Source organism: Meridianimarinicoccus roseus, assembly GCF_003172915.1.
GTDB classification, from domain to species: domain Bacteria; phylum Pseudomonadota; class Alphaproteobacteria; order Rhodobacterales; family Rhodobacteraceae; genus Meridianimarinicoccus; species Meridianimarinicoccus roseus.
This window is the reverse complement of the sequence record NZ_QGKU01000039.1, coordinates 1-14,431: the sequence shown is the minus strand read 5'-3', so window position 1 is coordinate 14,431 and position 14,431 is coordinate 1. Positions and strand designations below refer to the sequence as shown.

Here is a 14,431-nt window from a genome sequence, read left to right as displayed (position 1 = left end):
CGGCGGTCACCGGGCGGCGGCCGGCCTAGAGGTCTTCCCAACTTTCGGGGATAACCTCTTCCTCGCTGTCGGACTCCTCGGCCTCCAGTTGAAGAGGGGCCGGCGGGACGACGGGGGCGGCCGGAACCGGGGCCGGGGCGGCCGGCGGAAGCACGGCCGGGATGATCGGCGGATACCCCGTAATCTCGATGTACCGGAAGGTGTTGCCGGGCAGATGTTCGGCCCAGTACCAAGTCGTCGCGCCCAGCTTGCTGCGCCGGATCAGGCGATAGCGGGTACGGTTGGGGGTGTCCTGCGCGCTCTCGAACTCCCAGACCGATACGTTCTGCGCGCGCGGCTTTCCCGTGCCAGGGTCGGTCACGTGCTGCTTCGGCTTCCGCTGGCCGTTCACGTCGTACTTCCGTGATGCTGCCTTTCGCTGCGTGCCGGTCAACCCGTCCAGGTACGTAATGCGTGCTCGGTTGCCCGCGGTCAGGTTCGTGTACTGCATCCTTGACTTTCCATCTTCCGTCTAGGGCGCACCTTGCGGCGCCATGCCTCGTTTGTCGCGTGCCCGGCTTCGCGCCTCAGGTCACGCTGATCGGCACGATGTGGTTCATCGCCGAAATCTGCGAAGAGCCGCCGGGGAAGATCTGGTTGATCTTCATCGGACGCGCGTAGCACACGGTGCGAACGCCCGCTGGCCTGACGTAATTGCAGATCACCGTCGCGTTTTCCTGAAGATAGAACGCCCAGTCGTCGCCGGTGCGGATGCCGAAGACGCAGCCCCACGGGCTGACCTCGCGCACCTCAAACGATCCCTGCTTGTTCAGCTTGTCCTTGAGGAGCTTCTCGTACTTTTCGGCTGTAGGGGTACTCGAGTCGTTACTTGTACCCGGCGTCGTGACATAGTGGGTCTTGTTGATCTCGCCGCTGATCTGGCCGCGCGCCTGCGCCGTCGCCGAATTGCGGATGTGGTTGCGCAATGCCACCCGCCAGAAACGGGCGGCATCGTTCTTGTCGGATCGGTTCGTGCTGCCACCCGCGTGATAGACGGTGGGGTCGTCCGGGGTGCCTTGCACGAACACGCTGCATCCGTTGATCGCCGCGGTGAAGAAGATGTCCGGGTCCGGGTTGTGCGTGCCCTTGGGCGGAATATGCAGCTTCACGATCGCTCCGGCCTCGTCCCAGGGCAGGAAATAGACAGGCTCCGCCTCACCGAACGGCGCGAAGCCTGCACGCATCCGTGTCACGTCCACGCCTTCCAGATTGCCATCGGTCAACTGCGCGCGTTCATCCTTGAACAGTTCCACATAGCCAACCTTCTTGGACTGCATGACCCGCGAGTATTTGATCGACGTTATCGGCACGGCCGGGTCTGGCCCGACGCCGCTATAACCGCTGGTGTCGAGATCGGTCGCGAGCTTTCCCTTGTATCCCGCGATGTTGTTCACCGGGCAGATGGAATAGATCTGGGCGAACCCCAGCGGGTCGGCGAAGAAGTCGGACGTGGTGCTCATAGGCGGCTATCCCTGTTCTGACGCAGGGGCAGCCTAGCATGGCTGCCCTGTTCACAAAGATAAATCGCGCCGCGCGGCCGACATTTCCGTGCGCTGGCGCACTATGGCGTGTCCTCCGTGATCGACCGCGCCTCCAGCACTGCGCGCACCGCGTCGGGCATCGCCGCCGCCTTGCGTGTTTTCGGGTCGAAGAACACCTCCACCACGTCGCAGGTCGCGTGCAGGGCGCCCGTTTCGGCATGCAGCATCCGCAGGTGGAACGACGCGCTCTTGCCGCCGACCCGCGTCACCGCGCCGTCGATCACGATCAGGTCGCCCGCCACCAGTTCCTTCACGAAACCGGTGCTGGCCTGCGCGGTCACGCAATGCACCCCATGCTCTGCCATCATCGACTCGTAGGCGATCCCGAGCGCGGCCCACAGGTGGTAACACGCATCGTCGAAGAACGGCGCGTAGTGGCGCACGTTCATATGGCCGAAATGGTCGTGGTGCCAGGGGTGGATCACGCCGCGCAGCAGTTCCATCCGGGTCGAGTCTGTCATGGGCGGCTTCCTTGCTTTCGTGCCATGGCGGCATTTCCGGGTCATATGGGAGTCATACGCAATTCATATGCGAGTCATACCTCCTGTTTCGCCGTTTCGGCTCGCCTTGCCCCGCCACCGGATCACGGGTAAACCGCGCGCAATCCCGGCTTCGGAGTTGCCCAATGTCCCATCCCAAGAAAGTCGTGCTGGCCTATTCCGGCGGTCTCGACACCTCCATCATCCTCAAGTGGCTGCAAACGGAATACGGCTGCGAGGTCGTGACCTTCACCGCGGATCTTGGCCAGGGCGAGGAACTGGAACCGGCGCGCAAGAAGGCGGAACTTCTTGGAATAAAACCGGAAAATATCTATATCGAAGATGTGCGCGAGGAATTCGTGCGCGATTTCGTGTTCCCGATGTTCCGTGCCAACGCGGTCTATGAAGGGCTCTACCTGCTCGGCACTTCCATCGCGCGGCCGCTGATCTCCAAGCGCCTGATCGAGATCGCGGCCGAAACCGGTGCCGATGCCGTGGCGCACGGCGCGACCGGCAAGGGCAACGATCAGGTCCGGTTCGAGCTGTCGGCCTATGCCCTGAACCCCGACATCCGGGTGATCGCCCCGTGGCGCGAATGGAACCTGTCCAGCCGCAGCAAACTCCTTGAATTCGCAGAGAATAATCAGATCCCAATTGCCAAGGACAAGCGTGGTGAGGCGCCGTTCTCGGTCGATGCGAACCTGCTGCACACTTCCTCCGAAGGCAAGGTTCTGGAAAACCCGGCCGAGGACGCCCCGGCCTATGTGTATCAGCGCACGGTCAATCCCGAGGATGCGCCGGATGCCCCGGAATACGTTGAAATCACGTTTGAAAAAGGTGATGCGGTCGCCATCGACGGCGTCGCGATGAGCCCCGCCGAACTGCTCACGAAGCTGAACGAGATCGGCGGTCGCCATGGCTGCGGTCGTCTCGATCTTGTGGAGGGTCGTTTCGTCGGCATGAAATCCCGAGGAATCTATGAAACGCCCGGCGGCACCCTGCTGCTGGAGGCGCATCGCGGCATCGAACAGATCACGCTCGACCGCGGCGCGGCGCATCTCAAGGATGACCTGATGCCCCGCTACGCCGAACTGATCTACAACGGGTTCTGGTTCAGTCCCGAACGGGAGATGCTGCAGGCCGCCATCGACCACAGTCAGGCGCATGTGACTGGCACCGTAAGGCTCAAGCTTTACAAGGGTCTGGCGCGGACAGTGGGGCGCTGGTCCGACCATTCGCTCTATTCCGAGGCGCATGTCACCTTCGAAGATGACGCCGGTGCCTATGACCAGAAGGACGCGGCAGGCTTCATCAAGCTGAATGCGCTGCGCCTGCGCCTGCTGGCGAACCGCAACCGCCGCCTGGGCTGACCGGAGGGGGCCGGGGCCGATGGCGAAACCCGCCGCGCGCGCCTGGCAGCGGATGCTGTCGGGCCGCAGGCTGGACCTGCTGGACCCTACCCCGGTCGATGTCGAAGTGTCCGACATCGCGCACGGGCTTGCCTTCGTCGCGCGCTGGAATGGGCAGACCATCGGCGACTACCCTTACTCGGTGGCGGAACATTCGCTTCTGGTGGAACAGATCTTCTGCCGCATCGCTCCGAAATCGAATGCGAAATGGCGACTGGCCGCGTTGCTGCACGACGCGCCGGAATACGTGATCGGGGACATGATCTCGCCCGTGAAGGCAGCCGTAGGGCCGGGCTACGGAGCGCTGGAATCGCGGCTGTCCGCAGCGATCCACACCCGTTTCGGGCTGCCCGCGATCCTTCCCGACAGCGTAAGGAAACAAATCAAGCGCGCCGACCGCGTCTCCGCCTGGATGGAGGCGACCCGCATCGCCGGCTTCTCCGAAACCGAGGCGGCAAGGCATTTCCGCCGCCCACCTGATGCCCTGATGGAGGGGCTGTCGGTGCAGCTGCGCCCGCCGCTGGAAAGCCGCGCGGCTTTCACCGCGCGGCACGCGTCATTACTCGCGGCGTTCTGACCGGGGCAGGACGGGACGGCCAAGGAACAGCGTGTGGCGCCGGGCCTCCATCTCCAGTGCGGCACGGTCCTGTGCCTGCGTGCGAACAGACGCTGAACCGCGCGCGGCGGTGTTCAGGCTTCTTGCGATTATTCCTAACATCGTGCTTCTCCTTCGGGTGTCGCTATAGTCGGAAACTATTCGCAATTGCGCCTTTCCCGAAGTTCCGATAATTTCATAAATGTAAGTTCACGTTACAAGATGGCCTGATGGACTGGCGCGACATCCCTTCGCTTTCCGCTCTGCGCGCCTTCGAGGCAACGGCCCGGCACGCCTCATTTTCCGGAGCCGCGCGCGAGTTGAACGTGACCCATGCCGCCATCGCGCAGCATGTCCGTGCGCTGGAAGCGGAATTCGGCGCGGCGCTGGTGCAGCGGCAGGGGCAGGGCATGGGGCTGACCGATGCCGGTCTGCGGCTGGCAACCGGGCTTGGGGACGGGTTTGCCACCATCGCTGGCGCGGTGCGCGAGTTGCGGCAGGACAAGGCCGCCCAGCCGCTCCGGATCAGCCTAACGCCCAGCTTTGCAGAGATCTGGCTGATGCCCCGGCTGGGCGGCTTCTGGCGCGAGCATCCCGAGATCGAGCTGGCGCTGCTGCCCTCGCCGGGTGTGGTGGACCTGCGCCGGGAGGGGTTCGACGTGGCGATCCGGTTCGGGCAGGGCGACTGGGCGGGCACCCATGTCCAGGCGGTGCTGGCATCGCCCTTCGTGGTGGTCGCCGGGCCGGACTATGCCGGGTCCGCGCGGCACCTTCATGAACTGGGCGACCTTTCGGCGCAGAAATGGGTATTTACCGCAGCGTCGAACGAACAACTTGTCTGGGGCCGGTCACTCGGGCTGGACACGGCCGCGATGCGCGTGACCGAGATGCCGACCACAACGCTTGTTCATGCCGCCGTGCGCGCGGGCTACGGGCTATCGGTGCAATTGAAAAGCATCGTGGACCGCGATCTTGCCGAGGGGCGGATGATGTCGCTTCTGGAAGGCGAAAGCGGCCGCCTTGCCTATTACGTTCTGACCCCCGCGCCGCTGATGGGAGCGCGGGTCAGGACACTTGTGCAATGGCTGTCGCGCCAGGGCACCGACTGACCGCTCAGCGTGGACTGCGCTTGGCGAGGATCCGCTGAAGCGTGCGTCGGTGCATGTTCAGGCGCCGCGCGGTTTCGCTGACGTTGCGGTCGCACAATTCGTAGACCCGCTGGATATGCTCCCACCGCACGCGATCGGCCGACATCGGGTTGTCCGGCGGCGGCGGCAGTTCGTCATCTGACGCGAGCAGCGCCGAGGTGATGTCGTTCGCGTCGGCCGGCTTGGACAGGTAGTCCGTTGCGCCGATCTTGACTGCGGCGACCGCCGTTGCGATGGCCCCGTAGCCGGTCAGCACGACGACGCGAGCATCGGGCCGCTTCTCGCGCAGCACTTCCACCACGTCGAGCCCGTTGCCGTCTTCCAGCCGCAGGTCGATCACCGCGTATGCCGGGGGGCGCGCCGTGGCGATCGCCTTGCCCGCCGCGACCGAGCCAGCCATTTCAGGGGCGAAGCCGCGCTTCTCCATCGCCTTCGTCAACCGCCGCAGGAACGGTTCGTCATCGTCCACGAGAAGAAGTGAATTGTCTTCACCGATTTCTCTAAGTGCTTGTTCCGCCATGCCACTCCCTCGTCCCCGTTCAGGAAGGATTAGCGACAGTTCAGTGAGCCGTCAATTTGTCACTTGCGCCTACATGTTTTGAGCGTAGCAGGCCACGGTCTCGGCGATCTGGTCGGCATCGGCGTCGCGCCGGAAGAAGTCGACGAAGCCGTGTTCGGGCAGCACGAGGTAGGTCATCGTGGAGTGATCCACGAGGTAATAGGGGTCCTCCGGATCGCCCGCGATGCTGTAGAACGTCCGATACGCCTGGCTGGCGGCGCGCACCTGTTCGTCGCTGCCGGTCAGCCCGATCATCTTCTCGTGCATGTTGCCCGCGAACTGGCCAACCACCTCGGGTGTGTCTCGGTTCGGATCGATCGAGATGAAGACCGGGGTGGCCGACACACCCATCTCTTCGAGGATGTCCACCGCGACCGCGTTGCGGGCCACGTCGAGCGGGCAAACGTCCGGGCAGAAGGTATAGCCGAAATAAACCAGTGACGGTTCGGTAATCACGTCGGCATCCGTCACCGTCTCTCCCTCCGCGTTGACCAGTTCGAACGGGCCACCGATGTCGCCGCCCGCCACCTGCCCCGCGCGACACTGCGCGAAGGCGTCCTGCTGCGGACCGCGCATGGAAATGGCAAGGCCGATGCCCAGCAGAACGGCGGCGGTCACGGCGGCGAGAATGGCAAGGAAACGGATCATGTGGGCACCTTCGGGTCTGTCGGGCTTTGACTTTGGCAGGTTGCATCTATGCCCCGGCGGCGTATCAATCAATTGGCGGTGATGCCACGGCAGCGGGCTGCGCCGACGCCGGCCAGAACAGAGGTGCAGACGAGATGGCCGAAACCGGCATGGACATGTTCAAGACCGCCTCGCGCAGCCACTGGATCCGGCTGCGCACGCTGATCGTGCTGCGCTGGATCGCGATCTGCGGACAGGTCGTCGCGATCACTGTGGCGCAAAGCGCGTTCTCGCTCAGCCTGCCGCTCGGGTTCTGCTTCCTGGCTGTGACGGCGGCGGTCGCGGCGAACCTGATCGCGATCTTCGCCTTTCCCGAGAACAAGCGGCTGAACGAGGCTGAAGTGGTGTCGATGCTGCTGTTCGACATCGCGCAACTGTGTTTCCTTCTCTATCTGACCGGCGGGCTGAACAACCCGTTCGCCCTTCTGGTGCTGGCTCCTGTCACGATCTCGGCTTCGGTGCTGCGGCTGAAATCGACGATCCTTCTGGGCGGGGCGGCGTTCGTGCTGCTGACCGCGGTTGCGCTTTTCCACGTTCCATTGCGCACCCGCGAGGGGTTCATCATGCAGATGCCGCATGACTTCCTGTTCGGGTTCTGGATTGCGATCGTGATCGGGCTGGGGTTCATCGCGGGCTATGCACGGCGCATCAGTATCGAGATCCATTCCATGTCGGATGCCCTGCTGGCCACGCAGATGGCACTGGTACGCGAGCAGAAGCTGACCGATCTGGGCGGAGTGGTCGCGGCGGCGGCGCATGAGCTTGGTACGCCGCTGGCGACGATCAAACTGGTCAGTTCGGAACTGGCGAGCGAACTGGAGGACCCTGACCAGCGCGAGGACGCCTGCCTGATCCGCGACCAGGCGGACCGATGCCGAGACATCCTTCGGTCCATGGGGCGGGTCGGCAAGGACGACAAGCACATGCAGCACGCGCCGCTCGACACGGTGATCCGCGAGGCGGCCGAACCGCACACGCTGCGGGGCAAGGACATCCATTATCTTGTGGCACCCGATGCCGACGGAGAGACGGAGCAGCCGTTGATCAAGCGTCAGCCCGAGGTGATCCACGGGCTGCGCAATCTGGTTCAGAACGCCGTGGATTTCGCGGGTGGCAATGTCTGGATCGACGCATCGTGGAACGCGGCCTCGATCTTGATCACGATCAGCGATGACGGGCCCGGGTATCCGCCGCAGGTGATCGGGCGGCTGGGCGACCCTTTCCTGCGGCGTCGCCGTTCGGACGAGGAAAAGGCGAAGCGGCCGGAATACGAAGGCATGGGGCTGGGACTGTTCATCGCCAAGACGCTGCTGGAGCGGTCGGGTGCGTCGGTGCGTTTTTCCAACGGAAGCGATCCTTTCCTGACGAGCGAGGAAGAGCCGGTGCGATCCGGCGCGGTGGTCCAGGTCACGTGGCCGCGAGAGCGCATTTCCACGGCGCGGGACGGCAAGATCGGGGCCTTGGGGCTGAACCAGCCGATCCTGCCCTGACAGTGAGGTTCACGGGTTGTTCACATGGTTTAATCAAGTGTTAATCCAAATGGGTGACAACGGGCCGGGGCAATAGCGGAGTTTACCTTGGACCAGTTCGGATTGCTGGGGATTTGGGCAGCCGTCGCGGCGGGCGCGATCAGCAGCCTCGTGACCGCCATCGCCATGCTGGTGCTGATGCGCCGCCCGGCGGTGCGGCACGGCCAGCCTGGTGCCGCCTTGTCCGAGCAGCGCGACGAGGATGTCGTCTTCCTGTTCAACGGAGGTACCCTGATCGACGCGACCCCGGCGGCGCGCAACCAGTTGCCGCGTGATCCGGCCCATGCGGATGACTTGGCGCGGCTGGTTATCGCATTCTGCCAGCGGTTCGAAGGACTGGCGGAGCGGCTGGAGGGTTTCGCGACGGGCGACCGTTTCGAGATTGCCGAAATGCCGGACGATCCGGACAGCCTTCGCCTGATCGCCGAGAACCGGGCAGGACATATCCGTATTGCCGTGACCGACCCGCTGCGCGACAGCCGGTCGGAGATGGTTGCGCATTACAGCCTTGCCGCCTTGCGGGCGGAGCTGTTCACCTTGCGGTCGATCGCCGAACGCTCGCCGATCCCGACGTGGAAGCGGCGCAATGATGGCACGATCATCTGGGCAAACGGCACCTACATGAGCCTCGCCAGTTCCATCGCCGGCGCGGAGTCGCTGATCGGCTGGCCGCCGCCGGACGTGTTCTCGCATGTCGCCTCGGTTCCCGCAGACGCCGAAGCGTCGGTGCCGCAGCAGCGGGTCAGCGTCGCCGTGGAGCACGGCCGCCGGGGCGCGCTGTGGTTCGACCTGATCGCGTTGCCGGGCGAGATCGAGACGCTGTATTTCGCGCTGCCCATCGACAAGCTGGTGCGCGCCGAGAACGCGCTGACGGAATTCATGCAAACCCTGACCAAGACTTTCGCGCATCTGCGCATCGGTCTTGCCATCTTCGATCAGAAGCGACGTCTGGCGCTGTTCAACCCGGCGTTGGTCGATCTGACCGGCCTGCCTGCGGAGCATCTGAGCGCGCGACCGACGCTGCATGCCTTTCTCGATGCGCTGCGAGATGCCCAGAAGATCCCCGAACCGAAGGACTACAAAAGCTGGCGGATGCAGATTGCCCAGCTTGAGGCCGGAGCCGCCGACGGCACGTTCGAGGAAACCTGGTACCTGTCGAATGGCCAGACCTTCCGCGTCAGTGGGCGGCCGCATCCTGACGGTGCGGTCGCCTACCTGTTCGAGGACATTTCATCGGAGGTGTCGATGACGCGGACCTACAGGTCCGAGATCGAACTCAGCCAGTCCGTGGTGGACACCCTGGAAATGCCGATCGCCGCCTTCTCGCCCACCGGAACTCTCACGCTTGCCAACCGTGCCTATGCGGCGCTTTGGGATCTGCCCCACTCGGCTTTCGCCACCGAAACCGGGATCACCGCTGCCACCGGCCATTGGGAGGCGCGCTCCAAGCCGGGCCCCGACTGGGCGGCCATCCGTGCGCGGGTGCTGCGCGCCTCTGACCGTATGGGATGGTCCGAACCGCTCGAGCTTCTGGACGGAACGCCGCTGGTCTGTGATGTGCGCAGAATCGCGGGTGGGGCCACGATGGTCACTTTTTCCCGTGGAGCCGCACAGGTTGCGCCGCGCACCATCGACGAAGCCACTGACGTATCTGCAGAGCCGGGCGTGGGTGCAACGCAAAGCGGCAAGGCCTGCCCGGAAGATGCGCCGAACCCGCCTCGTCGGCGCGCCATTGCGTCCTGATCCGGACGCCGCCCTCGCACTCGCGGACAAATCCCGTTAACGTGCTGTGAAGATGAAGCGATCGGGCACGCCGCATGAAGCAGCACTTGAAGACGACATTCCAGCACGCCCTCGGCATGAAACGCCGGATCGATCGGGCTAACCTATCGCTTGTGGCGGCGGGGGGGGCGTTCTTTGCGATGCTCTCGCTGTTTCCGGGCCTTGCGGCGGTGATCGCGCTGCTGGGGTTTCTCGCGCGGCCCGAAACCGTTCAGGAAGGGTTGATCCTGCTGCAGGACTTCATGCCGCCCGATGCATTCGCGCTGATTGAAACCCAGGTGACGCGGCTGGTGCGGACCAACAGTTCCACCCTTGGCTGGGCAACTGCGATCTCCACGCTTGCGGCGCTGTGGTCGGCCAGGCGCGGCACGGATGCGGTCATAAAGGCGGTGAACACGGTCTATGATGCGCCGATCCGGGGCGGGGTGCGGGCAGCGGGCGTCGCGGTGATGATCACACTCGCGCTGATCCTGGTTGTGACGGTGGCGATCCTGACCATGCTGGTGCTGCCCGTCGTGGTCGCGTTCCTGCCGCTGGGGCCCTATACCGGCTTCGCGCTGGAAGTGGCGCGCTGGCTGATCGCGCTGGCGGTCGTGCTGTCGGGTATCTGGGTTCTCTACCGGTTCGCGCCCAACTGCGCCGGCGCGAAGGTGCGCTGGCTCAATCCCGGTGCGGTGCTGACAGTGCTGGTCTGGGCGGCCGGGTCGTGGGCCTTCACCTACTACCTGGCGAATTTCGGCAACTACAACCAGATCTACGGGTCCATCGGGGCGGTCATCGCACTCCTGATGTTCCTCTACATCACGATCTTCGTCGTGCTGTTGGGCGCCACTCTGAACGCCGAGCTGTTCCGCACCCGCCAGGCCGAAGCCGCAGGCGAAACCGCGACCGGGGCGGTGTCGGGGGATACGGCGGCGGGCAGCGGTAGCGGGTTGCGCGACGCGGCGTCGGTGGCGGCGGCGTCCACCGGCCTCTGACCCGGCCTTCAGGCAACCTGGCTGAAACGATCGGTAAGACAACGTGACCCCGCCGGCCCTTGCGCCGCGCAGCCACCTGCTTAGAACGCTCGGAAAGTTACCGGGGCAGGCAGGACATGACACTAGGGACGGCATTGATCGTTCTTGCTGCGGGGCAGGGGAGCCGGATGTTGTCGGGTCTTCCGAAGGTTCTGCACGAGGTTGGGGCGCAGCCGCTTCTGGCGCATGCGCTTGGTGCCGGGGCGGCGCTTGATCCCGAGCGGGTGGTCGTGGTGACGGGCCACGGCGCGGCGCGGGTCGAAGCGGCGGTCGGCGCCATCGCGCCGGGCGCGGTCACGGTGCGCCAGGACCGGCAACTCGGGACCGGCCATGCCGTCGCGCAGGCCCGTCCGGCGCTCGCGGATTTCGGCGGCGACGCGGTCGTGCTGTACGGCGACACCCCCTTCATCGCCCCGCAGACCCTGCGCCGCATGGCCGAGGCGCGCGCGGCCGGAAACGACGTGGTCGTGCTGGGGTTCGAGGCGCGGGAGCCGGGCCGCTACGGTCGCCTGATCACCGATGGCGACCGGCTGGACCGGATCGTGGAATTCAAGGACGCGACCGAGACGGAGCGCGCCGTGCGGCTGTGCAATTCGGGCGTCGTCATGGCGCGCGCCGCCACGCTGTTCGACCTGGTGGCGGCGGTCGGCAACGACAACGCGGCGGGCGAGTACTACCTGACCGACATCGTGCAGATCGCCAATGCGCGCGGCCTGCGCTGCGGCGCGGTCACCTGCGACGAGGCCGAGACGCTGGGCATCAACACCCGCGCCGAACTGGCCGGGGCCGAGGCGGTGTTCCAGGCCCGGCGCCGGGCCGAGGTGATGGCGGCGGGCGTCACGCTGGTCGCGCCGGACACCGTGTTCCTTGCCGCCGATACCGTGTTCGGCCGCGACGTGGTGGTGGAACCCAACGTGGTGTTCGGGCCCGGCGTGCGGGTGGCGGAGGGCGCGCGCATCCGGGCGTTCTCGCATCTCGAAGGGGCACAGGTGGGCGCGGGCGCGGTGGCCGGCCCCTATGCCCGGCTGCGGCCCGGCACGAGGCTGGGCGCGGGCGCGCGGATCGGCAATTTCGTGGAAACCAAGAACGCCGCGCTGGGAGACGGGGTGAAGGTCAACCACCTGTCCTATGTCGGCGATGCCGAGATCGGCGCGGGCACGAATATCGGCGCGGGCACGATCACCTGCAACTATGACGGCGTTCTCAAGCACCGGACCGTGGTCGGGACGGAGGCCTTCATCGGCTCGAACACGATGCTGGTCGCGCCGGTCAGCGTGGGCGACCGGGCGATGACCGCGTCCGGGTCGGTCATCACCGCGGACGTGCCGGCCGAGGCGCTGGCGCTGGCACGGGCGCGCCAGCAGAACAAGCCGGGCCTGGCGGTGAAGCTGCGCGCGCGGCTGCTGGCAATCAAGGCGGGCCTGGCCCGCAAGGCGGAGTAGGGACATGTGCGGAATCGTGGGCGTTCTGGGGCAGCACGAAGTCGCCCCCATGCTGGTCGAGGCGCTGCGGCGCATGGAATACCGCGGCTATGACAGCGCGGGCATCGCCACGCTGCAGGACAGCCGGCTGGACCGCCGCCGCGCCGCGGGCAAGCTGGTCGAACTGTCGGACCTTCTGGTGCACGATCCGCTGCCCGGCAAGATCGGCATCGGCCACACCCGCTGGGCGACGCATGGCGCGCCCACGGTGGGCAACGCGCACCCGCACCGGGCCGGGCCGGTGGCGGTCGTGCACAACGGCATCATCGAGAACTTCCGCGACCTGCGGGCCGAACTCGCGGCGGTCGGCCTGACCTCGAGCACCGACACCGACACCGAAACCGTCGCGCTCCTGGCGCAGCACCACATGGCGCAGGGCCTCGATCCGGTCGCCGCCGCGCGGCGCACGGTGGACCGGCTCGACGGGGCGTTCGCGCTGTGCTTCCTGTTCGACGGGCATCCCGACCTGATCGTCGCGGCGCGGCGCGGCTCGCCGCTGGCGATCGGGCATGGCGAGGGCGAGATGTTCGTCGGCTCGGACGCGATCGCGCTGGCGCCGCTGACCAACCGGCTGACCTATCTCGAGGAAGGGGATTTCGCCGTGCTGACGCGCGACGGCGTCGAGATCACGGATACCGCCGGAACCCCGGTGGCGCGCGAGATGCGCACCCTCGCGCCCGACACCAGCTTCGTGGACAAGGGTGGCCACAAGTACTTCATGGCCAAGGAGATCGGCGAACAGCCGCTGGCCATCGGGGACACGCTGGCCGAATACCTGCGCGAGGGCACGCCGGGCGTGACCCTGCCCGAGGGGCTGGATTTCTCCGCCGTGTCGCGCATCACGATGGTGGCCTGCGGGACGGCCTACTACGCCTGCCTGACCGCGAAATACTGGTTCGAGCAGCTGGCCCGCCTGCCGGTCGAGGTCGATATCGCGTCCGAGTTCCGCTACCGCGAACCGCCGATGCCCGAGGGCAGCCTCGCGGTGTTCGTCAGCCAGTCGGGCGAGACGGCCGACACCCTGGCCGCGCTGCGCCATGTCGCCGGGCAGGGGGTGAAGGTCGCCTCGGTGGTGAACGTGCCCGAAAGCTCCATCGCGCGGGAAAGCGACGTGGTCCTGCCGACCCGCGCGGGGGTGGAGATCGGCGTGGCCTCCACCAAGGCGTTCACCTGCCAGTTGACCGTTCTGGCGGCGATGGCGGTGCGCGCGGCGGCCGATCGCGGCACGCTGACGGAGGACCGGATGGCGCAGGTGATGGCGGCGCTGCGCGCGGTGCCGGGCGCGGTCAACCAGGCGCTGTCGCTGGCCTCGGACATCGCGGGCATCGCGGCCGAGCTTGCCGAAGCGCAGGACGTGCTGTTCCTGGGGCGCGGCGCGCTGTTCCCGATGGCGCTGGAAGGCGCGCTGAAGCTGAAGGAAATCAGCTACATCCATGCCGAGGGCTATGCCAGCGGCGAGCTGAAGCACGGCCCCATCGCGCTGATCGATCCCAACGTGCCGGTCGTGGTGCTGGCACCGATGGACCGGCTGTTCGACAAGACCGTGTCGAACATGCAGGAGGTGATGGCGCGCGGCGGCAAGGTGCTGCTGGTCTCGGACGGGCCGGGGCTGGAACGCGCCAGCGACGGGGTCTGGAAATGGCTGCGGATGCCGCAGGTGGACCCGGTCTTCGCGCCCATCGCCTATGCCGTGCCGGTGCAGCTTCTGGCCTATCACACGGCGGTGGCCAAGGGCACGGACGTGGACCAGCCCCGCAATCTCGCGAAATCCGTCACGGTGGAGTGACCGGCCGGCGCCGCGCTCAGAACAGAGCGGGCACGGCCAGCAGCAGCACGGCGGCGGCCAGCACCTTCCAGCCCCGCCACAGCGCGTCGGCGGCGCGGTCGATCTCGGCCGGGCCGGGGCTGCGCGCGCCCCGCGGCCAGACGAAGGGAAAGTCCCGCATCCGCCCGTCATAGCTGCGCGGACCCGACAGCGCCACGCCCAGCCCCTGTGCCATCGCCGCCTCGGGCCAGCCGGCATTCGGCGACCGGTGCAGCCCGGCATCGCGCCGCAGCGCGGCCATGTCGGGCCCGCGCCGGAACCCCGCACTCAGAACCAGCGCACTCAGACGCGAAGGAAACCAGTTCAGAACATCATCCAAACGCGCAGCAAAAAAACCGAAC

15 protein-coding genes are annotated in these 14,431 nt (G+C 66.2%); 8 read left to right on the top strand and 7 right to left on the bottom strand.

Annotated elements, in window-relative coordinates; translation table 11 throughout:
• Nucleotides 1–25 precede the first annotated feature (25 nt).
• From DKT77_RS12855 to DKT77_RS12845, 3 genes are all read right to left on the bottom strand, one after another.
• Nucleotides 26–490: a hypothetical protein gene (locus DKT77_RS12855; RefSeq protein WP_109812107.1), complete on the bottom strand. Its 465-nt coding sequence runs from the start codon at nucleotides 488–490 to the stop codon at nucleotides 26–28.
• Between the two features lie 76 nt (nucleotides 491–566).
• Nucleotides 567–1,499: a hypothetical protein gene (locus DKT77_RS12850; protein WP_109812106.1), complete on the bottom strand. Its 933-nt coding sequence runs from the start codon at nucleotides 1,497–1,499 to the stop codon at nucleotides 567–569.
• Between the two features lie 101 nt (nucleotides 1,500–1,600).
• Nucleotides 1,601–2,041: an acyl-CoA thioesterase gene (locus DKT77_RS12845; protein ID WP_238547874.1), complete on the bottom strand. Its 441-nt coding sequence runs from the start codon at nucleotides 2,039–2,041 to the stop codon at nucleotides 1,601–1,603.
• 164 nt (nucleotides 2,042–2,205) lie between these two features.
• Between DKT77_RS12845 and DKT77_RS12840 the strand changes: the two genes are divergently transcribed.
• Nucleotides 2,206–3,429 (top strand): argininosuccinate synthase, encoded by a 1,224-nt coding sequence (locus tag DKT77_RS12840; protein WP_109812104.1) that lies wholly within the window; start codon nucleotides 2,206–2,208, stop codon nucleotides 3,427–3,429.
• Nucleotides 3,430–3,448: 19 nt separating this feature from the next.
• Entirely contained in the window at nucleotides 3,449–4,045 is a 597-nt protein-coding gene (locus DKT77_RS12835; protein WP_109812103.1) for an HD domain-containing protein, read from the top strand.
• Here DKT77_RS12835 and DKT77_RS21025 read toward each other — a convergent pair.
• Nucleotides 4,028–4,186: a hypothetical protein gene (locus DKT77_RS21025; protein ID WP_238547873.1), complete on the bottom strand. Its 159-nt coding sequence runs from the start codon at nucleotides 4,184–4,186 to the stop codon at nucleotides 4,028–4,030. The genes DKT77_RS12835 and DKT77_RS21025 overlap by 18 nt on opposite strands.
• Before the next feature lie 107 nt (nucleotides 4,187–4,293).
• Here DKT77_RS21025 and DKT77_RS12830 point away from each other — a divergent pair, with 107 nt between their 5' ends.
• Nucleotides 4,294–5,172, top strand: coding sequence for a LysR family transcriptional regulator (locus DKT77_RS12830; RefSeq protein WP_109812102.1), 879 nt, complete (start codon nucleotides 4,294–4,296; stop codon nucleotides 5,170–5,172).
• 4 nt (nucleotides 5,173–5,176) lie between these two features.
• Here DKT77_RS12830 and DKT77_RS12825 read toward each other — a convergent pair whose 3' ends face one another.
• Nucleotides 5,177–5,731, bottom strand: coding sequence for an ActR/PrrA/RegA family redox response regulator transcription factor (locus DKT77_RS12825; RefSeq protein WP_109812101.1), 555 nt, complete (start codon nucleotides 5,729–5,731; stop codon nucleotides 5,177–5,179).
• A gap of 69 nt (nucleotides 5,732–5,800) precedes the next feature.
• Nucleotides 5,801–6,418 (bottom strand): SCO family protein, encoded by a 618-nt coding sequence (locus tag DKT77_RS12820; RefSeq protein WP_109812100.1) that lies wholly within the window; start codon nucleotides 6,416–6,418, stop codon nucleotides 5,801–5,803.
• A gap of 134 nt (nucleotides 6,419–6,552) precedes the next feature.
• Here DKT77_RS12820 and regB point away from each other — a divergent pair, with 134 nt between their 5' ends.
• From regB to glmS, 5 genes are all read left to right on the top strand, one after another.
• Nucleotides 6,553–7,947, top strand: a complete 1,395-nt coding sequence (gene regB, locus DKT77_RS12815; RefSeq protein WP_109812099.1) for a sensor histidine kinase RegB — start codon at nucleotides 6,553–6,555, stop codon at nucleotides 7,945–7,947.
• A gap of 87 nt (nucleotides 7,948–8,034) precedes the next feature.
• A complete protein-coding gene (locus DKT77_RS12810; RefSeq protein ID WP_109812098.1) occupies nucleotides 8,035–9,729 on the top strand; it encodes a PAS-domain containing protein in 1,695 nt (564 codons plus the stop codon).
• Between the two features lie 74 nt (nucleotides 9,730–9,803).
• Nucleotides 9,804–10,745 (top strand): YihY/virulence factor BrkB family protein, encoded by a 942-nt coding sequence (locus DKT77_RS12805; RefSeq protein WP_109812097.1) that lies wholly within the window; start codon nucleotides 9,804–9,806, stop codon nucleotides 10,743–10,745.
• Between the two features lie 116 nt (nucleotides 10,746–10,861).
• Nucleotides 10,862–12,226, top strand: a complete 1,365-nt coding sequence (gene glmU / locus DKT77_RS12800; protein ID WP_109812096.1) for a bifunctional UDP-N-acetylglucosamine diphosphorylase/glucosamine-1-phosphate N-acetyltransferase GlmU — start codon at nucleotides 10,862–10,864, stop codon at nucleotides 12,224–12,226.
• A 4-nt stretch (nucleotides 12,227–12,230) separates the two neighbouring features.
• Nucleotides 12,231–14,051: a glutamine--fructose-6-phosphate transaminase (isomerizing) gene (gene glmS, locus DKT77_RS12795; RefSeq protein ID WP_109810047.1), complete on the top strand. Its 1,821-nt coding sequence runs from the start codon at nucleotides 12,231–12,233 to the stop codon at nucleotides 14,049–14,051.
• A 16-nt stretch (nucleotides 14,052–14,067) separates the two neighbouring features.
• Here glmS and DKT77_RS12790 read toward each other — a convergent pair.
• Nucleotides 14,068–14,431: cobalamin biosynthesis protein (locus DKT77_RS12790; protein ID WP_238547666.1), on the bottom strand; the 364-nt coding region annotated here is incomplete at its 5' end.